25 protein-coding genes, 2 tRNA genes and 2 pseudogenes are annotated in these 22,031 nt (G+C 50.9%); 19 read left to right on the forward strand and 10 right to left on the reverse strand.

Annotated elements, in window-relative coordinates; all coding sequences use genetic code 11:
* The first annotated feature begins 15 nt into the window (after positions 1 to 15).
* The 10 genes and pseudogenes from fliJ to rcsA all read left to right on the forward strand — a co-directional run bounded on the left by fliJ (position 16) and on the right by rcsA (position 6,760).
* A complete protein-coding gene (gene fliJ, locus E6P06_RS17800; protein ID WP_003030438.1) occupies positions 16 to 459 on the forward strand; it encodes a flagellar export protein FliJ in 444 nt (147 codons plus the stop codon).
* The gene (gene fliK, locus E6P06_RS17805; protein ID WP_102190417.1) at positions 456 to 1,670 is read left to right on the forward strand and encodes a flagellar hook length control protein FliK; all 1,215 of its coding nucleotides are present in this window, start codon (positions 456 to 458) and stop codon (positions 1,668 to 1,670) included. The genes fliJ and fliK overlap by 4 nt, the downstream gene beginning before the upstream one ends.
* Before the next feature lie 104 nt (positions 1,671 to 1,774).
* Positions 1,775 to 2,242 carry a flagellar basal body-associated protein FliL gene (fliL, locus tag E6P06_RS17810; RefSeq protein ID WP_003030435.1) on the forward strand — a complete coding sequence of 156 codons (468 nt, stop codon included), beginning with the start codon at positions 1,775 to 1,777 and terminating at the stop codon, positions 2,240 to 2,242.
* 4 nt (positions 2,243 to 2,246) lie between these two features.
* Positions 2,247 to 3,251 (forward strand): flagellar motor switch protein FliM, encoded by a 1,005-nt coding sequence (gene fliM, locus E6P06_RS17815; RefSeq protein WP_003030434.1) that lies wholly within the window; start codon positions 2,247 to 2,249, stop codon positions 3,249 to 3,251.
* Positions 3,248 to 3,661, forward strand: coding sequence for a flagellar motor switch protein FliN (gene fliN / locus E6P06_RS17820; RefSeq protein ID WP_003030433.1), 414 nt, complete (start codon positions 3,248 to 3,250; stop codon positions 3,659 to 3,661). Before fliM ends, fliN begins: the two co-directional genes overlap by 4 nt.
* Entirely contained in the window at positions 3,661 to 4,038 is a 378-nt protein-coding gene (fliO, locus tag E6P06_RS17825; RefSeq protein ID WP_085951576.1) for a flagellar biosynthetic protein FliO, read from the forward strand. Before fliN ends, fliO begins: the two co-directional genes overlap by 1 nt.
* Positions 4,038 to 4,775 carry a flagellar type III secretion system pore protein FliP gene (gene fliP, locus E6P06_RS17830; RefSeq protein ID WP_139935507.1) on the forward strand — a complete coding sequence of 246 codons (738 nt, stop codon included), beginning with the start codon at positions 4,038 to 4,040 and terminating at the stop codon, positions 4,773 to 4,775. The genes fliO and fliP overlap by 1 nt, the downstream gene beginning before the upstream one ends.
* A gap of 9 nt (positions 4,776 to 4,784) precedes the next feature.
* The gene (gene fliQ, locus E6P06_RS17835) at positions 4,785 to 5,054 is read left to right on the forward strand and encodes a flagellar biosynthesis protein FliQ (RefSeq protein WP_003030425.1); all 270 of its coding nucleotides are present in this window, start codon (positions 4,785 to 4,787) and stop codon (positions 5,052 to 5,054) included.
* A gap of 8 nt (positions 5,055 to 5,062) precedes the next feature.
* Positions 5,063 to 5,858: pseudogene (gene fliR / locus E6P06_RS17840) on the forward strand (flagellar biosynthetic protein FliR).
* Positions 5,859 to 6,136: 278 nt separating this feature from the next.
* Positions 6,137 to 6,760 carry a transcriptional regulator RcsA gene (gene rcsA / locus E6P06_RS17845; protein ID WP_003030421.1) on the forward strand — a complete coding sequence of 208 codons (624 nt, stop codon included), beginning with the start codon at positions 6,137 to 6,139 and terminating at the stop codon, positions 6,758 to 6,760.
* Between the two features lie 54 nt (positions 6,761 to 6,814).
* Here rcsA and dsrB read toward each other — a convergent pair whose 3' ends face one another.
* Complete coding sequence (dsrB, locus tag E6P06_RS17850; protein ID WP_003030419.1) at positions 6,815 to 7,003, reverse strand: protein DsrB; 189 nt, start codon at positions 7,001 to 7,003, stop codon at positions 6,815 to 6,817.
* 163 nt (positions 7,004 to 7,166) lie between these two features.
* Here dsrB and yodD point away from each other — a divergent pair, with 163 nt between their 5' ends.
* Positions 7,167 to 7,394 (forward strand): YodD family peroxide/acid resistance protein, encoded by a 228-nt coding sequence (yodD, locus tag E6P06_RS17855; RefSeq protein ID WP_003030417.1) that lies wholly within the window; start codon positions 7,167 to 7,169, stop codon positions 7,392 to 7,394.
* A gap of 206 nt (positions 7,395 to 7,600) precedes the next feature.
* On the opposite strand, the gene E6P06_RS17860 is transcribed toward yodD, so the two are convergent.
* Together E6P06_RS17860 and E6P06_RS17865 are read right to left on the reverse strand one after the other, a co-directional pair.
* Positions 7,601 to 7,786 carry a YodC family protein gene (locus E6P06_RS17860; RefSeq protein ID WP_003030415.1) on the reverse strand — a complete coding sequence of 62 codons (186 nt, stop codon included), beginning with the start codon at positions 7,784 to 7,786 and terminating at the stop codon, positions 7,601 to 7,603.
* A 77-nt stretch (positions 7,787 to 7,863) separates the two neighbouring features.
* Entirely contained in the window at positions 7,864 to 8,778 is a 915-nt protein-coding gene (locus E6P06_RS17865) for a DUF808 domain-containing protein (protein ID WP_182317048.1), read from the reverse strand.
* A gap of 175 nt (positions 8,779 to 8,953) precedes the next feature.
* Here E6P06_RS17865 and yedA point away from each other — a divergent pair, with 175 nt between their 5' ends.
* Positions 8,954 to 9,874, forward strand: coding sequence for a drug/metabolite exporter YedA (gene yedA / locus E6P06_RS17870; RefSeq protein ID WP_121540189.1), 921 nt, complete (start codon positions 8,954 to 8,956; stop codon positions 9,872 to 9,874).
* Here yedA and E6P06_RS17875 read toward each other — a convergent pair.
* The 3 genes from E6P06_RS17875 to E6P06_RS17885 form a co-directional block, all read right to left on the reverse strand.
* On the reverse strand, positions 9,866 to 10,333 hold the full coding sequence (locus tag E6P06_RS17875) for a very short patch repair endonuclease (RefSeq protein ID WP_003030411.1): 468 nt from the start codon (positions 10,331 to 10,333) through the stop codon (positions 9,866 to 9,868). The two genes, yedA and E6P06_RS17875, sit on opposite strands and share 9 nt — an antisense overlap.
* Positions 10,314 to 11,744: a DNA cytosine methyltransferase gene (locus tag E6P06_RS17880; RefSeq protein ID WP_139935509.1), complete on the reverse strand. Its 1,431-nt coding sequence runs from the start codon at positions 11,742 to 11,744 to the stop codon at positions 10,314 to 10,316. The genes E6P06_RS17875 and E6P06_RS17880 overlap by 20 nt, the downstream gene beginning before the upstream one ends.
* A gap of 76 nt (positions 11,745 to 11,820) precedes the next feature.
* Positions 11,821 to 12,513: a phosphohydrolase gene (locus E6P06_RS17885; protein ID WP_048217367.1), complete on the reverse strand. Its 693-nt coding sequence runs from the start codon at positions 12,511 to 12,513 to the stop codon at positions 11,821 to 11,823.
* A gap of 441 nt (positions 12,514 to 12,954) precedes the next feature.
* Between E6P06_RS17885 and E6P06_RS17890 the strand changes: the two genes are divergently transcribed.
* Positions 12,955 to 14,121 (forward strand): porin, encoded by a 1,167-nt coding sequence (locus E6P06_RS17890; RefSeq protein ID WP_032936822.1) that lies wholly within the window; start codon positions 12,955 to 12,957, stop codon positions 14,119 to 14,121.
* A gap of 102 nt (positions 14,122 to 14,223) precedes the next feature.
* Here the strand turns inward: E6P06_RS17890 and E6P06_RS17895 are convergent, their stop codons facing one another.
* Positions 14,224 to 14,556 carry an EmrE family multidrug efflux SMR transporter gene (locus tag E6P06_RS17895; protein WP_003839058.1) on the reverse strand — a complete coding sequence of 111 codons (333 nt, stop codon included), beginning with the start codon at positions 14,554 to 14,556 and terminating at the stop codon, positions 14,224 to 14,226.
* Positions 14,557 to 14,852: 296 nt separating this feature from the next.
* Between E6P06_RS17895 and E6P06_RS28020 the strand changes: the two are divergent.
* Positions 14,853 to 15,032: pseudogene (locus E6P06_RS28020) on the forward strand (hypothetical protein); the annotation flags it as partial.
* A 27-nt stretch (positions 15,033 to 15,059) separates the two neighbouring features.
* On the opposite strand, the gene E6P06_RS17905 reads toward E6P06_RS28020, so the two are convergent.
* Positions 15,060 to 15,149: transfer RNA gene (locus E6P06_RS17905), tRNA-Ser, on the reverse strand.
* Positions 15,150 to 15,242: 93 nt separating this feature from the next.
* Between E6P06_RS17905 and mtfA the strand changes: the two genes are divergently transcribed.
* The 5 genes from mtfA (at position 15,243) to E6P06_RS17930 (ending at position 19,878) form a co-directional block, all read left to right on the forward strand.
* On the forward strand, positions 15,243 to 16,007 hold the full coding sequence (mtfA, locus tag E6P06_RS17910; protein WP_061548023.1) for a DgsA anti-repressor MtfA: 765 nt from the start codon (positions 15,243 to 15,245) through the stop codon (positions 16,005 to 16,007).
* Between the two features lie 132 nt (positions 16,008 to 16,139).
* Positions 16,140 to 16,215: transfer RNA gene (locus E6P06_RS17915), tRNA-Asn, on the forward strand.
* A 259-nt stretch (positions 16,216 to 16,474) separates the two neighbouring features.
* Positions 16,475 to 17,512 (forward strand): extracellular solute-binding protein, encoded by a 1,038-nt coding sequence (locus E6P06_RS17920; protein WP_139935510.1) that lies wholly within the window; start codon positions 16,475 to 16,477, stop codon positions 17,510 to 17,512.
* Entirely contained in the window at positions 17,496 to 19,184 is a 1,689-nt protein-coding gene (locus E6P06_RS17925; protein ID WP_003844223.1) for an iron ABC transporter permease, read from the forward strand. Before E6P06_RS17920 ends, E6P06_RS17925 begins: the two co-directional genes overlap by 17 nt.
* A gap of 10 nt (positions 19,185 to 19,194) precedes the next feature.
* Positions 19,195 to 19,878, forward strand: coding sequence for an ABC transporter ATP-binding protein (locus E6P06_RS17930; protein WP_139935511.1), 684 nt, complete (start codon positions 19,195 to 19,197; stop codon positions 19,876 to 19,878).
* Positions 19,879 to 19,902: 24 nt separating this feature from the next.
* Here the strand turns inward: E6P06_RS17930 and ldtA are convergent, their stop codons facing one another.
* Complete coding sequence (gene ldtA / locus E6P06_RS17935) at positions 19,903 to 20,832, reverse strand: L,D-transpeptidase (protein WP_003839047.1); 930 nt, start codon at positions 20,830 to 20,832, stop codon at positions 19,903 to 19,905.
* A gap of 127 nt (positions 20,833 to 20,959) precedes the next feature.
* Positions 20,960 to 22,024: a nicotinate-nucleotide--dimethylbenzimidazole phosphoribosyltransferase gene (gene cobT / locus E6P06_RS17940; protein WP_139935512.1), complete on the reverse strand. Its 1,065-nt coding sequence runs from the start codon at positions 22,022 to 22,024 to the stop codon at positions 20,960 to 20,962.
* Positions 22,025 to 22,031 lie beyond the last annotated feature (7 nt).

Consider the following 22,031-nt stretch of genomic DNA (forward strand, 5'->3'; position numbering starts at 1 on the left):
AGGAGAGCATAGGTCATGGCACAACATGGTGCATTAGCAACATTGAAAGACCTGGCTGAAAAAGAGGTAGATGACGCTGCTGTCTTATTGGGAGAGATGCGTCGTGGCTGTCAGCAGGCGGAAGAGCAGTTGAAAATGCTGATCGATTATCAGCATGAGTATCGCAACAATCTGAACAACGACATGGGCCAGGGTATTACCAGCAATCGCTGGATCAATTACCAACAATTTATTCAGACGCTGGAAAAAGCGATTGAGCAACATCGCCAACAGCTCAATCAATGGACACAGAAAGTAGACCAGGCATTGAACAGTTGGCGCGACAAAAAACAACGATTACAGGCGTGGCAGACGTTGCAGGACAGACAAACCTCGGCGGCGTTACTGGCCGAAAACCGTCTGGATCAGAAAAAAATGGATGAATTTGCTCAGCGCGCAGCTATGAGGAAACCCGAATGATTACTTTACCCCAACTGATTACCACCGACACCGATGTAGCCGCAGGTCTTCAGTCAGGCAAAGCGGTAGATTCACCCGAGGATTTTTTAGCGCTGCTGGCTGGCGCATTAGGTGCGGGCGACGCACAAGGTAAAGATGCCCCGCTGTCGCTTGCCGATTTAAAAGCGGCTGGCAGCAAGCTGCAAAAAGGGTTGCTGCAAAAAAATGGCGATGCCACACCGTCGGTCAAATTAACCGATCTGCTGGCGCAACAGGAGCTGCAAACCGAGACTTCTCTTGCCGACATGACTGACGCTCAGCAACTGTTGTCCGCTCTCACGCCTTCACTGAAAGCGAATGCCCTGACGACACTGGGCAAAGTCGCTCAGCAGGACGAAAAAAACACTACGCTGAGTGATGACGATCTCGCCAACCTGAGCGCGTTGTTCGCCATGCTGCCAGGACAACCACTGGCTACGCCTGCCGTCGACAGCGCACCAGCCCCTGTTGATGCGGCGCTTTCCGCATTGTCACGAGGCGCGGTACACGGCGCGGCGACTGATAATGCAGACGAATTACTGCCGGGCGATGCCAAAAAAGGCAAAGCGGATGTCACGATTGCTGGCGGTGGTGCTAATCAGGCAAACAATCCAACATTAACCCCGCTGACGGCAGCAGTGAACGCCAGAGCTGAAATCGACAGCACCCCGTCACCGACCAGCATTGGCATGACTGCGGCCCCGCTAAGTGGTCCACAAACACATGCACAACCGTTACCGACGGCCGCGCCGGTGTTAAGCGCTCCGTTAGGTAGCCATGAATGGCAGCAATCGCTGAGCCAGCACGTCACCTTGTTCACGCGCCAGGGCCAGCAAAGCGCAGAGCTGCGTCTCCATCCGCAGGACCTGGGTCAGGTACATATTTCGCTCAAGCTGGACGATAACCTCGCGCAATTACAAATGGTTTCACCGCACAGTCACGTGCGCGCCGCACTGGAAGCCGCATTACCGATGCTGCGTACACAGTTGGCTGAAAGCGGGATCCAACTGGGGCAAAGCAACATCAGCAGTGAAAGCTTCGCTGGCCATCAGCAGTCTTCCGGACAGCAACAGCAGTCTGGTCGCGCTCAAGGACAAGACATTTTTGCCGCTGAAGATGACGCAATACTGGCAACCCCAGCCTCGCTGCAAGCCACTGCCCGCGGCGATGGCGCAGTAGACATCTTCGCCTAACGCCAGAGGTAGCATGATTATCCGCGTCTTTTCCACGCTTTGTCGTGGACAGGACACGGGATAATCAGCCCATAAGCTGTACCGAAACAGGAAGCCCGTATCTGATGACTGACTCCGCGATTAACAAAAAAAGTAAACGCGCTATTTGGATCCCTCTGCTGGTATTAATTACCCTCGCCGCCTGCGCAACTGCAGGTTATAGCTACTGGCGCATGCAGCAGCAGCCTTCCGCCAGCGTCAAAGCGGAACCGGCTCCACCGCCAGCCCCGGTGTTCTTTGCGCTGGATACCTTTACCGTCAATCTGGGTGATGCAGACCGTGTGCTGTATATCGGTATCACACTGCGCATGAAAGATGAGGCGACACGTTCACGTCTTAACGAATATCTGCCGGAAGTGCGCAGCCGCTTGCTGCTGCTATTTTCTCGTCAGAACGCGGCCACACTCGCCACCGAGGAAGGTAAGCAACAGCTGATTACCGCCATCAAAGAGACGCTGGCGACTCCGCTTGTTGTTGGACAACCGAAACAGGTTGTCACCGACGTTCTTTATACAGCTTTTATTCTGCGGTAAAGACATGGGCGACAGTATTCTTTCTCAGGCAGAAATCGACGCATTGCTGAACGGCGATAGCGAAACCAAAGACGAACCCATTTCAGGTATCGCAAAAGAAAGCGATATTCGTCCTTATGATCCCAACACTCAGCGTCGCGTGGTACGTGAGCGTTTACAGGCGTTGGAGATCATTAACGAACGCTTCGCGCGCCAGTTCCGTATGGGGTTATTTAACCTGTTGCGCCGTAGCCCAGATATTACCGTGGGGGCGATCCGTATCCAGCCTTACCACGAATTTGCGCGCAACTTGCCGGTTCCGACCAACCTGAACTTAATCCACCTGAAGCCGCTGCGCGGTACGGGTCTGGTGGTGTTCTCACCAAGTCTGGTATTTATCGCCGTAGACAACCTGTTCGGTGGTGACGGTCGTTTCCCGACGAAAGTGGAAGGCCGCGAATTTACGCACACGGAACAGCGCGTTATCAACCGCATGCTGAAGCTGGCGCTGGAAAGCTACAGCGACGCGTGGAAGGCCATCAATCCGCTGGAAGTGGAATACGTCCGTTCCGAGATGCAGGTGAAATTTACCAATATCACCACCTCCCCGAACGACATTGTGGTGAACACCCCGTTCCACGTTGAAATTGGCAACCTGACCGGTGAATTTAACATCTGTCTGCCATTCAGCATGATTGAGCCGTTGCGTGAGCTGCTGGTGAATCCGCCGCTGGAAAACTCGCGTAATGAAGATCAGAACTGGCGCAATAATCTGGTGCGTCAGGTTCAGCATTCTGAGCTGGAGCTGGTGGCAAACTTTGCCGACATTCCGCTGCGGCTATCCCAGATTTTAAAACTGAAACCCGGCGATGTACTGCCGATTGAAAAACCCGACCGCATTATTGCTCATGTGGACGGCGTGCCTGTGCTGACCAGCCAGTATGGCACTGTAAACGGTCAGTATGCGTTACGCGTAGAACATCTGATAAACCCGATTTTGAATTCGCTGAATGAGGAACAGCCCAAATGAGTGATATGAATAATCCGTCCGATGAGAACACTGGCGCATTGGACGATCTGTGGGCTGACGCGTTAAACGAGCAAAAAACCACGCCCACCAAAAGTGCGGCCGATGCGGTATTCCAGCAGTTAGGTGGCGGCGACGTCAGCGGTGCTTTGCAGGACATCGACCTAATCATGGACATTCCGGTCAAACTGACCGTCGAACTGGGCCGTACCCGCATGACCATCAAAGAGCTGCTGCGCCTGACGCAGGGGTCGGTTGTCGCACTGGATGGTCTGGCAGGCGAACCGCTGGATATCCTGATCAACGGTTATCTGATTGCCCAGGGCGAAGTCGTCGTGGTCGCGGATAAATACGGTGTGCGTATCACTGACATTATCACCCCATCTGAACGTATGCGCCGTCTGAGCCGTTAATCATGAATACCCAGGCTACCGTTTCTCAACCCGCCGCCGTTCCCGGCTCACCGCTGGTGCAGGTAAGCGGCGCGCTGCTCGGGATCATCGTCTTGATCCTGGCGGTGGCCTGGGTCATTAAACGTCTGGGGTTTGCCCCCAAAAGTGCCGGTACTCGCGGGCTGAAAGTCGCAGCCAGCACCTCATTGGGTCCACGTGAGCGCGTGGTGATTGTCGAGGTCGAAGATGCCCGTCTGGTACTGGGTGTCACAGCCTCGCAGATTAACGTCCTGCACACCCTGCCCCCGGCACCTGCCGATGCAGAAGAAAAAACGGCCTCCCCTGCGGATTTCCAGGCCATGATGAAGAGTTTGCTTAAGCGTCCTGGGAGATCCTGATGCGCCGTTTTTTATCCCTCACGCTGGCAGGCTTGTGGCTTTTCAGTCCCGTTGCCCTCGCCCAACTCCCGGGTCTGGTTAGTCAGCCATTGCCGGGCGGCGGACAAAGCTGGTCTTTGCCCGTGCAGACACTGGTGTTCATCACCTCGCTGACGTTCCTGCCTGCAATTTTGCTGATGATGACCAGCTTCACCCGCATCATCATTGTTTTCGGTCTCCTGCGAAATGCGCTGGGTACCCCCTCTGCACCACCTAACCAGGTGCTACTGGGCCTGTCGCTCTTTTTGACCTTTTTCATCATGTCGCCGGTGATCGATAAAATCTACGTCGACGCATATCAACCGTTCAGCGAAGAGAAGATCTCCATGCAGGAAGCTATGGAGAAAGGCGCCCAGCCGCTGCGTGAGTTTATGTTGCGCCAGACCCGTGAAGCCGATCTGGCCCTCTTCGCGCGCTTAGCAAACAGCGGTCCATTACAGGGACCAGAAGCCGTGCCGATGCGAATTTTGCTACCCGCTTATGTCACCAGTGAGTTGAAAACAGCATTCCAGATAGGTTTTACCATTTTTATTCCGTTTCTGATTATCGACCTGGTGATCGCCAGCGTACTGATGGCGCTCGGGATGATGATGGTACCGCCAGCCACAATCGCGTTGCCTTTTAAGCTGATGCTGTTTGTGTTGGTAGACGGTTGGCAGCTACTTGTCGGCTCGCTAGCACAAAGCTTTTACAGTTAGAGGCGCGAAATGACTCCTGAATCGGTCATGATGATGGGCACAGAGGCGATGAAAGTCGCCCTGGCCCTTGCTGCGCCTTTGCTGTTGGTCGCTCTCGTCACAGGTCTTATCATCAGTATTCTGCAGGCGGCGACCCAGATTAACGAAATGACGCTGTCCTTCATTCCCAAAATTGTCGCGGTGTTTATTGCCATCATTGTTGCTGGCCCGTGGATGCTTAACCTGCTGCTCGACTACGTGCGTACGCTGTTCAGCAATATCCCCTACATCATCGGGTAGACAACGTTATGTTGCAGGTGACCAGCGTTGAGTGGCTCCACTGGCTGAATTTATACTTCTGGCCTTTGCTGCGCATACTGGCGCTCATCTCAACGGCCCCCATCCTCAGTGAACGAGCCATCCCCAAACGGGTAAAGCTGGGGCTGGGGTTGATGATAACCGTCGTTATCGCCCCGTCAATTCCCGCCGTTGACGTCCCCATCTTTTCGATCGGCGCACTATGGCAGGCAATGCAACAAATCCTGATCGGTATCGCTTTAGGCTTCACCATGCAGTTTGCGTTTGCCGCAGTACGTACCGCCGGGGAATTAATTGGCCTGCAAATGGGCCTTTCCTTCGCGACGTTCTTCGATCCCGGTAGCCGTCTGAATATGCCGGTTCTGGCACGACTGATCGACATGCTCGCCATGCTGCTGTTCCTGACCTTTAACGGTCATTTATGGCTGATTTCGCTGCTGGTAGATACTTTTCATACTCTGCCCATCGGTGGCAATCCGGTGAACAGCAATGCGTTTCTCGCGCTGGCACGGGCAGGTAGCCTGATTTTCCTCAACGGGCTAATGCTGGCCCTGCCAGTAATGACGCTGCTACTCACGCTGAACCTCGCACTTGGTTTGTTAAATCGCATGGCGCCACAGCTGTCGGTTTTCGTCATCGGCTTTCCTCTCACTCTGACCGTAGGTATTTCACTGATGGCGGCGCTAATGCCATTAATTGCGCCATTTTGCGAACGATTATTCAGTGAAATTTTTAATTTACTGGCCGATATCGTCAGCGAAATGCCTGGAAAATAATAACCCTTAATTTTTATCCTGTTTTACTAAGGATTGTCCTAATTTTAAAAAGTGACAACATCCACCAGGATATCTCTGTCGCGGCTTATTTGTTTTTGCCTCACTCACATAACGCAACATTCACTTTACTTTAAGATGTTTCCTGGCAAATTATACGCAACTTTACGGGATAGTAAATTCGCCTGAAAAACAGCGAAAGCGTCATCTTGGGTCGTTATTATTCCGTTTAGTTGTGATGAAATAATCAGGTAAGGGGAATTATCGTTACGCATTGAGTGAGGGTATGCCATGTCAACGATTATTATGGATTTATGCAGTTACACCCGACTAGGGTTAACCGGGTATCTGGTAAGTCGGGGAGTGAAAAAAAGGGAAATCAACAACATTTCCAACGTTGATGAACTCAGTCTCGCCTGTGTCTCTCAACAACCCGCTGTGGTGTTTATTAATGAGGACTGCTTTATCCACGATCCTGCTAATAGCCAGCAAATAAAGCAAATCATTAATCAGCATCCCAGCACATTATTTATTGTGTTTATGGCAATTGCCAACGTGCATTTTGATGAATATCTACTCGTCAGAAAAAACTTATTGATTAGTTCTAAATCGATTAAACCTGACTCACTGGATAAACTACTTGGCGATATTCTGAAAAAAGAAGTAGATATTGCTATTGATGTGAATCTGCCGACATTATCATTAAGTCGAACCGAATCCAGCATGCTGCGTATGTGGATGGAGGGTCAGGGAACAATACAGATATCGGATCAAATGAATATCAAAGCCAAGACGGTGTCATCCCATAAGGGGAATATAAAACGAAAGATTAAGACGCATAATAAGCAAGTTATCTATCACGTTGTGAGGCTTACGGATAACGTCACCAATGGTATCTTTGTGAATATGCGCTAAGACGTTCTGACTGGTGGCGACTCCACCAGTCAGAATCAAACAGCGGAACTCATCTCACTCCACTTTTTCCACAAAGATACCATCCTGATGACCTGATTCATTAAAGAACCAGATACCGAGCGGGTAGTCTTCCAGCGAAACCAGGTACATGGTGCCTTCACTAAACTCTTCGATTGCCAGTACCACGCCCGGTCGACGAGGACCGCCGTCCGTTTTGACTGTGACCCGATCATTCACCTTCATAGTTTTCCTCCTGTGGCTTTGTGCCAGTGTAGAACAAATTCCTTTTTCTGGCAGCGCTCTGCACGCGCGATTGCGGGTTTTATCGACGGTCTATACTTAAGTTGTGCGTATCTGATGTTTGGGTACGCTCCCCCGGTATCCTTAACGGTTGAGAGGTATGAGGATGAAAACCGCGAAAGAGTACAGCGATACGGCCAAACGTGAAGTCAGCGTCGATGTGGACGCGCTGCTAAAGGCAATCAACGAAATCTGCGAGAGTGAAATTCATCGCAGCCAGGATGACCCGGAGCGCGTTAGCGTCGACGGCCGAGATTACCATACATGGCATGAACTGGCCGACGCGTTCGAGCTTGATATCCATGACTTTAGCGTATCGGAGATCAATCGCTGACTGAGGGCGAAAAAAATCCCGGCCCTTATAGGGTCGGGATCAAGCTTGCTTATGCAAGAAGCACTTGTAAATTCGTTACACCAGAAAATCTGATGTGAACCAAACCTTATCTGCAATTTTTTTGCCTGACAAGTAAATAATTCTCACCAAAATGATAAATATAACTAATGGGTGAGAGATCACCAGGTTACGGTCGAGTCAAATGTTCAGGCATCCTGACAGAGCTGTCTTCGCTCGCCCGGCACCACCAGTTCATCTTCACGGAATGCTTCCCGTTTAACGCCAAAGCCGTCGTACCAGCGACACTCCACCATTCCACTGGCATACCCGGTAACGATCATACGTGGGCCACCCTCTTTGGAGGTGACTTCCTCACTGACAGAAAAGACCATACCTGCCTCCTGTATCAAGAGAAACCTTTACACCTTAGATGACAAAGAGGCGTTTTGCATAATCAGTCCTGTAACAATTAGTGCGAAACTCCGCGCAGTCTGGCGACAGCTTTCACCAGCAGAACGACAATCCCACCGATGATAAAGCCGAGCACCAGGTTAAGCAGGGTCGGAAGCATTAGCGAAATCAATGTACTTTGCTGTTGAGCAAAATGTTCAATCGCATGATGCAGCGGTGATATTCCGTGTACCACAATACCGCCCCCCACCAAAAACATCGCCAATGTACCGACCACAGAAAGTGTTTTCATCAGCCAGGGAGCAACCACCAACAACCCTTTCCCCAGCGACTGGGCAAGTTGGCTACGTTTTTCTGCCAGCCAGTACCCGATGTCGTCAAGCTTAACGATAATCCCGACCAGGCCATACACGCCCACGGTCACCACTAACGCGATACCCGATAACACCAACACCTGATTCAGCAAAGGTGCATCCGCTACAATACCCAGCGTAATCGCAACAATCTCGGCAGACAAAATGAAGTCAGTACGTATTGCCCCTTTGATTTTATCTTTCTCAAAGGTGAGTGGATCCTGTGCGGCCAGAGCAGCCAGACGCTGCTGACGCTCTTCCGGGCTTTCTTTGTGCTTACGCGCCTCCAGGGTATGCAGAACCTTTTCTACCCCTTCAAAACAGAGAAACGCCCCACCTACCATTAATAATGGGGTGATCGCCCAGGGAATAAATGCGCTTATCAATAGCGCCAACGGTACAAGGATAACTTTGTTTAAAAACGACCCCTTCGCCACGCTCCAGACCACCGGGAGTTCACGGTTCGCCCGCACGCCCGATACCTGCTGCGCATTAAGCGACAGATCATCTCCCAGCACGCCCGCGGTTTTTTTCGCGGCCAATTTTCCCATCACTGATATATCATCCAGCAGCGTGGCGATATCATCGAGTAAGGTTAGTAAGCTACTTCCTGCCAAAATTTTGACCCTCAATATTATTTTTTTGCAGTCATAAGTATGAAGTAAAACACGCCATGCTGAAACTGACCTTTCTGGTCAACAAGTTTTTAACATCGACACGTAATTATAAATCTCGCCAGTAAGATAGTTTTGACGTTTACTATGTTGCACCTTTTTATTTCTACCGTGAGGGATTATGCGTTTCAGGCAATTGTTACCGCTTTTCAGTGCGCTATTCGCGCTGTACATCATTTGGGGTTCCACGTACTTCGTTATTCGCATTGGTGTTGAAAGCTGGCCGCCGTTAATGATGGCAGCCGTACGTTTTCTCTCTGCGGGAATTTTATTAACAAGTTTTTTACTTATTCGCGGGCATAAGCTCCCCCCCTTACGCTTAATCCTAAACGCCGCGTTAATTGGTATCCTGCTGTTGGCTGTGGGTAATGGACTGGTCACCGTCGCAGAACATCAAAATGTCCCTTCCGGTATTGCCGCCGTGGTGGTCGCCACCGTCCCGCTATTTACGCTGTGTTTTAGCCACTTTTTTGGCATCAAAACGCGCAAACTGGAATGGTTGGGGATAGCGATTGGGCTCGCAGGGATCATCATGCTGAACAGCGGAGGCAATTTAAATGGCAATCCGTGGGGCGCTATTTTAATCCTGATCGGTTCGATAAGCTGGGCGTTTGGCTCGGTGTACGGTTCACGCATTACGCTACCCGTTGGCATGATGGCCGGAGCCATTGAAATGTTAGCAGCCGGTATTGTGCTGATGTGCGCATCGTTACTCTCCGGGGAAAAACTGACCACCATGCCAACATTTTCAGGCTTTATGGCGGTGGCTTACCTGGCCCTGTTTGGCTCCATTATTGCCATTAATGCGTATATGTTCTTGATCCGCAATGTCAGCCCGGCGCTAGCCACCAGCTATGCCTACGTCAATCCGGTTGTTGCGGTGCTGTTAGGTACCGGTCTGGGGGGAGAAAGACTAGCCCCTATCGAATGGCTGGCGCTCGGCGTGATCGTGTTTGCTGTGGTGCTGGTAACGTTGGGGAAATACCTGTTCCCTGTTAAAGCGGATGCCGTCGCGAGTTCGTCGGAAAAGACATTACAGTAAATGAATACCGAGAGTGTCGATCTGCGCGGTGTCGCCACCGCCGCAGATCCACTCGATGACACGTTCAGATAACGCTTCATCATCCAGCTTTTCGCGACCACGCAGGGCGCACTCCCAGACAATCAGTACGCGCCAGCCAAGAGCCTGCAATTTTTCACAATCCCGCGCATCGCGTTGGACATTTTTGCCTATTTTTTCCAGCCAGAATTCCGTTCGTGTCGCGGGGACTTTAAACAAATAGCAATTGTGGTGGTGCCAGAAACAACCGTGAGTAAAAATCACACAATGATAATCATCCACCACAAAATCGGGGCGACCGGGTAACGTCGCATCCTGCACGCGAAACGTTACCCCCTGCTCTGTCAGCACGCTGGCAAGGCGTTTTTCAATTGCGGTATCGCGGGTGGCTATCGCCCGCATATTTTTACTGCGTGTTGCTTTATCGTGAACGTCTGCCATGCAGGTTCTCTTTCTCGCGAATAGCAATTGCCTGCCTGATTTTTGGCTCCAGCAGCCTGGCCACCGCCGCAAATGCCGGAACGACCACCGAATTACCAAACTGGCGATAAGCCTGAGTATCTGACACGGGGATCCTGAACTGATAGCCTTGCGGAGATTCAAACCCCATCAGGCGCGCGCACTCTCTGGGCGTAAGTCTGCGTGGGCGGTGTCGCTGATTCTGCGGATCGTCAAAATCTTTTTCACCCAGCGCCATATCCCAGCCACGGTCAATCAGAATCTCCGCCCCATCCTTATAATAACGCGCAGATAATGTGCGCGTTACGCTATCAGGGTTACCGGGATACACCATGCCATAGCCAAATCCATTTCCCCGCGCCTGATGCTTTTTCGCATAGCGGTAGAGGTATTTCCACAGCACCGGCGTCAGCACATATTTCGCATCGACGTTCGGCTCAAGCAGTTCCGCCAGGGTAGTACGCCGCTGCGGATAACGCGTGACAATATCCCGCAGCGTGAAGTCTGATTTCAAATTCAGATCGCGTCGGAAGCCGACAAGCACGATACGTTCGCGATGTTGAGGCAAAAAATGTTGCCCATCGATAATTTTCGGATCATCCGGACCGTTATCTGCTGCATCTGCCACGTCATACCCCAGCTCGTCCAGCGTCTGCATAATGATGCGAAACGTTTTGCCCTGATCGTGACTCTTCAGGTTTTTGACGTTTTCGAGCACAAATATTGCTGGTCGACGAGCGTCGATAATGCGCACCACGTCAAAAAAGAGTGTGCCTTGTGTATCACAGGCAAAACCGTGGGCCCGCCCTAACGCATTTTTCTTTGACACCCCGGCCAGGGAGAAGGGCTGACAAGGAAATCCCGCCAGCAGTACATCGTGTTCTGGAATGTGCTGGCGAATATGTTCTGCCGCCTGCTGGTCGCTCACCCCATCCTGATGGCTCAGCGTGACATCACGAATATCTTCATTAAAGTGATGCTGGAAGGGATCGCAATAGTTGTTCGCTTTGTAGGTACGCACCGCATGCTTGTTCCACTCGCTGGTAAACACGCACTGCCCACCAATTGCCTCAAAGCCGCGACGAATCCCGCCAATGCCGGCAAACAGATCGATAAATCGAAAGGCATAATGCGGATGATGCGCAGGTGGCGTCGGCAGCAAGGAATTCAGATAAGTAAACTCATTGTCGCTGAGGCGATGCCATGTTTCGTTCGCCACCACTCGCTTAAAGATGGCCGGACTCCAGCGGTTCTCGCCAACACCGTTCAGATAAGCAACCAGGGTTTTCACGTCATATATTTCAAGCAACTTAGCCAAAATCACCTGCGCGGCGGCCTTGTTATCATCTGTCATCGGGTTCATGGAGCCTGCTACTGAAAAATTATCCTGCATACATTTAACCGGCCGAAATGGATAACCGACAGATTAACATAAAATAGTGCGGTTGACGTTGCGGCTGTACTGGCGACTAACGTGCTTTAAAGGGTTGAATCGCGTCAAGATCCAGCATTTCATACTCTCCTTTTAACTCCGCACTCAGCTTCGCCATATACGTCAGTAAGAAGTCAGCATTATGCTGCGCTAAATGTCGTCCTTGTTCAGTGTGCATCGTCGACGGCAACGTCAATAACTTCGTCTGGAAGTGATCGAGCGCGTACTGTTTGTCGTCAAGGCCACGCTGGCGGGCAAACGGATCTTCCGCATCAAATAGCGCCACGCCTAACGCACCAGACACAGCAAATACGCGCGCTAGACCGATAGCCCCCAGCGCCTCAAGCCGGTCCGCATCCTGCACGATTTTCGCTTCAAGGGTTTCTGGTGCAATTTTGGCGCTAAAACTGTGCGCCTCAATGGCATGGCACACGGCAGGTATTCTTTGTTGTGGAAAATCCGGAAAATCGCGCATCAAAATGCGACGCGTTTCCAGAGCTGCCAGTACCGACGAACGATGACGCTCAGGATGGTTCTTTGGCAGGCTGACGAGATCATGGAAGTAGCACGCGGTCAGCACCACTAGCCAGTCTACAGTAGCATCTGTACTCAGCTTTTGCGCCGTCATCCACACACGACGAAAGTGAAAGATGTCATGCGCGGCATCTTGTCCGGAATGGTTATCAGCTAACCAAGCTTCAAATTGCGACTGCCAGTCGTGCAGTTTCATGCTATCTCCCTTTGTAGAAAGAAAATCACCTTAGCAACAATTTTCATTGCAAACCACTGCCTGCCCCATTACATAATTAACTTTTATTATCACACCGAAAACAAAATCCACATGAATTTATAAAAACCATAATTTCAATATCAACAACCATATTATATGAATAACAAAAATAAATACTCCACACAAATAAAATTCAAATTTCAAATAAATAGCCAGATATACATAAGATATTGATTAAAAATAATTTATGTGACAAATAACAGTTTAACTAACATATATTTATAGTTATAAAAACACACCGATGAAACATTTAGAAATATTTTAAATACATTTGTTACATGTTATATTTTAAATTAAATGAACTTCATAGATAGTATCCAAATGTAGTTGCTTGGATAGTACTACATATTCATTTTAATTATCATGCAAAGGGAATACATAATGAAAAGAAAAGTATTGGCACTGCTTCTCCCTGCTTTATTAGCTGCAGGCGCAGCAAATGCGGCTGAAATCTATAATAAAAACGGCAATAAACTGGATCTGTATGGAAAAGTCGATGGTCTGCGTTATTTCTCTGATAACCCTGGCGACGATGGCGATCAGACCTATGCCCGTCTGGGTTTTAAGGGCGAAACACAGATCAACGACATGCTGACCGGTTATGGTCAGTGGGAATACAACATTAAGGCCAATACTGCTGAAGGTGAAGGCGCAAATGCTGCAACTCGTCTGGCCTTTGCCGGTTTAGGTTTTGGCCAGAACGGTACCTTCGACTACGGTCGTAACTACGGCGTCGTCTACGATGTAGAAGCCTGGACAGATATGCTGCCGGAATTTGGCGGTGACACCTACACCCAGACCGACGTGTATATGACCGGTCGTACCAATGGCGTGGCCACTTACCGTAATAATGGTTTCTTTGGTCAGGTTGATGGCCTGAACTTTGCTTTGCAGTATCAAGGCAATAATGAAGATGGTGGTTCAGGCGAAGGTACCGGTAATGGTAAAGGTCGGGACCTGACACGTGAGAACGGCGACGGTTTCGGTATGTCCACCTCTTATGACTTCGACTTCGGTTTAAGTCTTGGCGCTGCATACTCCAGTTCTGACCGTTCTAACAATCAAGTTGCTGAAGGTCGCAATGATCGTAGCTACACCAGTAAATATGCTGGTGGTGAAACAGCAGATGCATGGACTGTTGGCGCGAAATATGACGCTAACAACGTATACCTGGCTGCAATGTATGCCGAAACCCGCAATATGACCGCTTATGGTGATGACAAAGGCGGTATCGCCAACAAAACGCAGAACTTCGAAGTTGTTGCACAATACCAGTTTGACTTTGGTTTGCGCCCGTCCGTTGCATTCCTGCAATCTAAAGGTGTCGACTTAGGTGGCTGGGATCACCATAGCAATGGCACCCCACGCTACACCGACAAAGATCTGGTCAAATATGTTGAAGTGGGTATGACTTACTACTTCAACAAAAACATGTCCACCTACGTTGACTATAAAATCAACCTGCTGGACGAAGACGACAGCTTCTATGAAAGCAATGGTATCGCAACTGACGACATCGTTGCCGTTGGTTTAGTCTACCAGTTCTAATTACGACAAAAATACGCAAGCCCGCTTCATACCAAGCGGGCTTTTTCACCGCACAGGGATAAGCTCTGCTAACAGCGCCAGATATCCGACACTCTTTTAGAATTAATGCGGGGAAGATTTTGAAAAAATATTGATAACCAGAACCCCAGCGCAAATCAGGAACATGCCTGCGATCGCCGGGAAATCCAGCTTTTGCCCACTTACCAACCAGCCCAAAAGGCTGATTAATACGATTCCAGCACCTGACCAAATTGCGTACGCAATACCCGTTGGAATCGTCGAAAGCGTCTGAGCGAGAAGATAAAAAGCAGTGCAGTAGCACACAATGGTTGCGACAGATGGCCATAGACGTGTAAACCCGTCAGAGAACTTCATCAGGGTTGTACCTATTACTTCAGCTACAATGGCCCCGGCAAGGAAAATGTATGAATTCAAAATCTGGCCCCATGTGACAATCTAAGATAATTATCGTATCACAAAGGGTTAAGTGAGTTTATCCAAAACAAGTCGTGGGCATAACCCCAACAAATATTGCAATCTTGTCACCGTCTTGTGCGCCCGCTCATCGCTCAAAGATAACTGTCAGATTTATTCTCGAGGCTTGTTGCTAATTTCTCTAACGGCCTGGTTTCTGGGGCTATCTTCTTCTAGCATAAAAGCCAAAATAACGTTAGCTACCCTGCCCCTGGTTTAACTTTGAGCCGCAGGAAAAAAACTTGATAGAAACGAGAAAGGACAAACAACTATTCTCAGATCACAAAACTGAACGCCAGGTTGCGGTTTATGACAGAAAAGTGAAAATTTCCCCCACACTGGATCTTCCAGTATTGGGCAAATCAGAACATGATGATGGCGAGCTTTATACTAAGCGAATATACCGACACTATACCAAGTGTGACATGAGTCGTTGAAAGGAATTGAGCTAAGTGTTTGAATAGTGGCGGAGAGAGGGGGATTTGAACCCCCGGTAGAGTTGCCCCTACTCCGGTTTTCGAGACCGGTCCATTCAGCCGCTCTGGCATCTCTCCGTTTTGGCGGTTGCCATGATGCCAGGTAATTTGGCATTTTAACAGACCCCGTTCCGTCAATTTCGTTCAAGTGACGAGTTTGCGAGCAAAACGATGATTAAGTGGCCCTGGAAAGAGCAAGAAACAACCCGGAGTGACGACTGGCCGTGGGACGACGCCCAGGCTATTCCTCTTCTGGTGAATCTCACCGAGCAAGAACAAGCCAGACTTATCGCCCTGGCCGAGCGCTTTTTACAGCAAAAAAGATTGGTAGCGCTTCAGGGGTTTGAACTTGACCCGCTGAAAAGTGCGCGCATTGCGCTGCTTTTCTGTTTGCCTGTCCTGGAATTAGGGGTCGAGTGGCTCGACGGGTTTCATGAAGTTCTCATCTACCCTGCCCCGTTTGTCGTGGACGATGAATGGGAAGACGATATTGGGCTGGTGCATAATCAACGGGTTGTACAGTCCGGGCAGAGCTGGCAGCAAGGTCCGATAATCCTTAACTGGCTCGACATTCAGGATTCTTTTGATGCCTCCGGCTTTAATCTGATCATCCATGAAGTGGCACATAAGCTTGATATGCGTAATGGCGACCGCGCCAGCGGTATTCCGGCGATCCCTCTGCGAGATATTGCCGGTTGGGAGCACGACCTATATGCCGCAATGAATAACATTCAGGATGAAATTGATCTGGTCGGTGAAACCGCGTGCAGTATAGATGCTTACGCAGCAACCGACCCGGCCGAATGCTTTGCCGTTCTTTCGGAGTATTTCTTCAGTGCTCCTGAATTATTTGCGCCACGTTTTCCGGCCTTATGGCAGCGTTTTATTCAGTTTTACCGCCAGAACCCCATGGAGCGGTTACGCGATACCCGCTAAGATGGTCATTATCGCTCACCAAATGTGCATTAACGCTGAATTTGAAGATTAATTAAGCAATTGAAATGACGCGCTAATTTTACTGTTGACACCTCATGGTGAGGTCAGTAATATGCGCCTCGTTCACACGATTCCTCTGTAGTTCAGTCGGTAGAACGGCGGACTGTTAATCCGTATGTCACTGGTTCGAGTCCAGTCAGAGGAGCCATATTTAAGAAGCCTGCTTGGGAAACTAAGCAGGTTTTTTGCTTTTTCGGTCGCTATAAAATCCCCTCTGATAAGCACCCTGCCTGCTCTGCACCCCGTGACATGCCGCATCACAACGTTGATTAAAGTTATGTAAATGTAAATCGTTTAAACTTTGCAATTATTGTAAGTGCTAGTGATTATCATTTATTGTACGCGAGCCAAAGGAACGAGCCCTCGCTCGGTTCACTGTACGTTCCAATTACTCTGGGATATAAACGATGAATTCTCTGCCTCGCGCCGGACTGCGCCGTATCACACTTGCCTCTTCCCTGGTCTTCTCAGTTAGCCTACCGGCTTTCGCTCAGGAAACGTTAACGCTCTATACAACCCGCGAACCGGGTCTGATCCAGCCTTTACTTGATAGCTGGACCAAAACCAGCGGCATCAAAGTCAGTACGGTCTATATCAAGGACGGTATGCTTGAGCGCGTTAAAGCTGAAGGTAAAAATTCACCTGCCGACCTGCTGATGACCGTCGATGCCGGTAATCTCATTGATTTAGTGGAAGCGGGTGTAACTCAGCCAGTAGAGTCAGAAGCACTGAAAACCGCTATTCCAGCTAATCTGCGCGGTACAGATAATCAGTGGTTTGCGCTGTCGATGCGTGCCCGCGTGCTGTATGCCGAGAAGTCACTACCAATCGATAACTGGCATTACGAACAACTCGCCAGCCCTGAGTACAAAGGTAAAGTCTGTATTCGTTCCGGACAGCACCCGTATAACACGGCGCTGATCGCCGCAATGATTGCTCATCACGGCGAAGCAAAGACCGAAGAATGGCTGCGCGGTGTGAAAGCTAACCTGGCGCGTAAAGCTACCGGTGGCGATCGCGATGTTGCTCGCGATATCCTCGGCGGTATTTGCGATATTGGTCTCGCCAACTCCTATTACGTCGGCCATATGAAAAATGCCAAAGAAGGCAGCGATGCGCGTCAATGGGGCGATGCGATTAAAGTCGTTAAACCTACCTTTGAAAATGGCGGTACACACGTCAACATCAGTGGTGCAGCTGTAGCCCGCTATGCGCCAAATAAAGCCGATGCCGTTAAGCTGATGGAATATCTGGTTTCCGCACCTGCCCAGCAGCAATATGCGAAAGCGAACTTCGAATACCCGGTACTGAAAGGCGTGACGCTTGACCCGGTTATCAACGCAACTATTGGCGAAATCGACGTCGATAAAACACCATTAACCGAAATCGTTAAATATCGTAAACAAGCTAGTCTGCTGGTAGATAAAGTTGGATTCGATCAATAAACCTCTGCAGTTTCCGACGTTACGCGGCCTGGTTTCCGGGCCGCAGTCATTATTAACGCCGCTACATCTTGGCGCACTGTGCGTAGCGCTTGGCGTTTTGACACCGATCATTGCGCTGATTTGGCAGGCTACCCAGGCCGATTTATCTCACTGGGATAATCTCCTGACGTATGTACTACCTGCCGCACTAAAAAATACCGTGCTGTTATTAGCCGGTGTCGCGGTGATGGTCGGCGTGATTGGCGTAGGCAGCGCATGGGCGGTAACGGCATGGGATTTCCCTGGACGTAAAATACTTAGCTGGGCGTTACTGTTGCCGCTGGCGATGCCGACCTACATTGTGGCCTTTGCGTGGCTCGATCTGCTGCATCCGATTGGCCCCCTGCAAACCTTTATCCGTTTTTTACTGGGTTTTGACAGCCCAAGACAGTTCCGTCTGCCAGATTTACGCTCACTTTCCGGCGCAATCATCCTACTCGGATTAGTGCTTTACCCATACGTGTATCTGACAACCCGCGCCATGTTTATTAGCCAACCGGCCCATTTACTGGAAGCCGCACGCACGCTGGGATGCAGCGCAACCGGAACCTTCTTTCGTGTTGCATTGCCCATGGCCCGTCCGGCACTGGCCGTTGGGATCAGCCTGGCACTGCTGGAAACGCTCAACGATATCGGCGCATCGGAGTTTCTCGGGGTACAGACGTTAACCGTTACCGTGTACACCACATGGATCTCGCGTTCTGATTTATCTGCCGCGGCACAAATTGCCTGCATGATGCTGATGTTTATATTCCTTATTCTGACGCTGGAATTTTATGGTCGCAGAAAACAAGGATTCAGCAGTCGCAGCCTGCGGGAAATTCAACCTACGCGCGTGCAGGGCTGGCGTGGCTGGCTGCTCGGTGGCGTTATTTCACTGCCTGTCCTGCTGGGTTTTCTGGCTCCGGTTCTGTTTTTAATGTGGGAAAGCGCCAAACGCATAGGTGATGAGAATCCGCTTTCCTCTTCGTTACTGTCAGCATTACAAAATACGCTATCGCTGGCGGCGGGAACCACGCTGGTGGTGGTTTGCGTCAGTATGTTAGTGGCCTGGAGTGCGCGTCATAGCGCCGCCGACAACGCCATGCCAGGATTTCGTCGCGGCGTGATGCGTCTGGCTTCTTTAGGCTATGCGGTCCCCGGCACAATTCTGGCAATTGGTTTTTTGACACCCGCCATGGCGGTCGACCGCTGGCTGGCCGATTTACTGGATGTTCGTGGTCTGCCGCTGATGTCCGCCGGGATCCTGCTGGTAATTTGTTGTGCCATGCGATTCCAGGCGATTGCCATTGGCGCACTGGATTCTGGTCTGGGCCGTATCCCCCCCTCGCTGGAACAGGCGTCTCGTCTGTTGGGTGAGAATGGTGCGGGGACGTTTGCACGGGTCCATTTTCCCCTGCTGCGTCCAGCGTTAGTCAGCAGTGCCCTGCTGGTTTTTGCCGATGCCATGAAAGAACTGCCAACAACGTTGCTTTTGCGCCCGGTCAATTTCGAAACGCTGGCAACATTGTTGTATGCGGAAGCCGCCCGTGGAACCTATGAAGAAGGTGCTATCGCCGCGCTAATGATTGTTTTAGCTGGCACGCTACCGGTTATTTTGTTGGTGCGTCACCAAATGACTCGCCGTGGTTAAGAGAGCAACAATGTCAGAAATTGCATTACGACTCCAGGATGTACACGTTACTTATGGCAACAGCCAGCAATCGGTACTGAGCGGATTTTCAATGTCGGTACGTAAAGGTGAAATCGCCTGTCTGCTGGGCGCTTCAGGCTGCGGAAAAACCACGGTGCTACGCGCAGTTGCCGGATTTGAACGCCTGCAAAACGGAGAGATCTATGTGTCACAGCGCCGTGTTGCCGGTCCCGGCATTCATCTGCCACCGGAAAAACGTCATGTCGGCATGGTCTTCCAGGAATATGCGTTATTCCCCCATCTGACCGCGCAGCAAAATGTGGCCTTTGGATTGCGTCGCATGCCGCGTGAGAAACAACAGGCCAGAGTGACCGAGCTGTTGAAAATGGTGGAGTTACACAGCCATGCCAACCGCTATCCGCATGAGCTTTCAGGCGGGCAACAACAGCGTATCGCCCTTGCGCGTGCGTTGGCGCCACATCCGGAAATCCTGTTGCTCGATGAACCCTTCTCCAGCCTTGATAAGCGCACGCGTGAACGTCTTGGCAACGAGGTACGGGATATTTTGCGCGCCGCCGGGCAAACGGCGCTGTTGGTTACCCACAGCGAACACGAAGCTCAACTAATGGCAGACCATATTGGCGTGGTAAAAATGGGGCAGTATCAAATAAAAAAAGCGACCCATCCGACCTGAAGGTCACCAGAGTCGCCCTGAAAATTAATAATGTTTCTGTACCAGGCTGATGTTCACCGGCATACCGGAACGTCTTTCCAGTGCCTGGTTCCCACGGCTCACATCCACGTCATTCCCGCTGATAAAGGTACGCAGAGCGGGAGTGACTGGCAAAGGTACCTTTCTGTCAGACTCGTATTCCGAACGATTTCGCGACAGCGGCTCATGCACTTCCACCCAACGACTACCGTCCGGCTCTTCGCTGTATTTCACCGGTCGGTCAATTAATTGTACACGGGTCCCTACAGGCACCGTATCAAACAGGTACTTGATGTCGTCATTCCGCAAACGGATACACCCCTGGCTTACCCGCAGACCAATACCGAAATTGGCATTTGTCCCGTGAATGGCATAAAGCCTGCCGATATAAATTGCATACAGGCCCATCGGATTTTCTGGCCCGGCAGGAACAAATGCTGGCAAGCTTTCCCCGCGAGCGGCGTATTCGCGTCGGGTATTTGGCGTCGGTGTCCAGCTTGGTGCTTCCTGCTTACGCTCTACCGCCGTCACCCAGTTGCGCGGCGTTTCTCTACCCGCCTGACCAATGCCAATGGGTAAAACCTCAACCGTATTGCTGCCAGCAGGATAATAGTAAAGCCGCATCTCGGCGACGTTGATGACAATACCCTCGCGTACGGTATCCGGTAATATCAGTTGCTGCGGCACAACCAGCGTTGAACCCGATTTAGGCAGAAAAACATCGACGCCCGGATTGGCTTCAAGCATATTGCTCAACCCCTGCCCGTACTGAGCGGCAAATGCCTCCAGCGGCTTGGTATTACCTGGTGGAACCGTAATAGTCAAAGGGCTACCCACCAGGCGACTGCCCTCTGGCGGCAGTGGATAACTCACCGCCTGCGCGCCCTGACTCGCAAGCAGCATAATGAGTGAACAAAGCAGTTTTACACGACGCATCTTTTTCCTTTCCTTCGTCGCAGCAGATATCCGTTAATTATAGCTTTTATTATCTGTTTTAGTGGGTTACGACATATTTGCGCATAAAAAAACCTCGCCAACAGGCGAGGTTCAGGTTGAGCGGTAACTACGCTTCCTTACCATCCGGAAGCACGATGTTACTGGCGGCTAACTGCCCCATATTGTTGTACATCGCACAAGCAGCCTCAACAATTGGCATCGCCAACGCGGCCCCACTGCCTTCGCCCAAACGCATCCCCATATTCAGATACGGATCCAATTCAAGATGCGCCAGCGCGGTACGGGCGCCCTTCTCAGCGGAGAAATGTGACGGGATTAGGTAGGGTTTAATTTGTGGTGCAATCTGGCAGGCCGCCAGCGCAGCGGAATAAGAAAGAAAACCATCCAGCACGACCGGCAGGCCGCAGGAGGCCGCCCCCAACATAACCCCTGCCATGCCGACAAGATCGAACCCACCAACTTTAGCCAGCACATCGACACCGTCATGGCAATCCGGCTGATTGACGGCAATTGCCCGACGCACAACGTCTACCTTATTCCCCACCCGAGAAAGAGGAAGGTTAGCGCCAATACCCACGACTTCCTCAGCATCACTGCCGGTAAGCACGCTAACAATGGCCGCCGCAGGTGTAGTATTTGCCATACCAAGCTCACCGACACCAAACAGCGTCACACCGTCTTTGGCCAGTTCATGGGTATAGCGAATAACTTCCAGCAACAACTCCTCGGCCTGCGAACGGCTCATTGCCGGGCCTTCGGCTATATTGCCGCAGCCGCGTGCCACACGCATATTCACCACGCCGGGAATAGGTTCAGCATCAATCCCCACATCTATCACATGGACCTTCGCCCCCGCCTGAGCGGCGAGGACGCAGACGCCGGTCGTTCCACGCGTCATATTGGCAGCCTGTATAGCCGTGACAACTTTAGGTGAAACGGCAACCCCTTCATCCCACACGCCGTGATCGGCGCACATCACCAGCATCGCTTTGCCATTCACATGCGGCACACCCTTCAGGCCAGGCATCCCGGCCAATTGCACGGCGAGAGATTCGAGTCGCCCCAAGCTTCCCGGCGGCTTAAGCAAGCCGTCGATATGCTGCTGCGCGCGCAGCATCGCGGCACTGTCAGGTAATGGGATCGCGCGGAGTAAAGAGGTTAAAGACTGCATAAGGGTT

This window comes from Citrobacter sp. CF971 (assembly GCF_006385635.1).
Lineage (GTDB): Bacteria > Pseudomonadota > Gammaproteobacteria > Enterobacterales > Enterobacteriaceae > Citrobacter > Citrobacter freundii.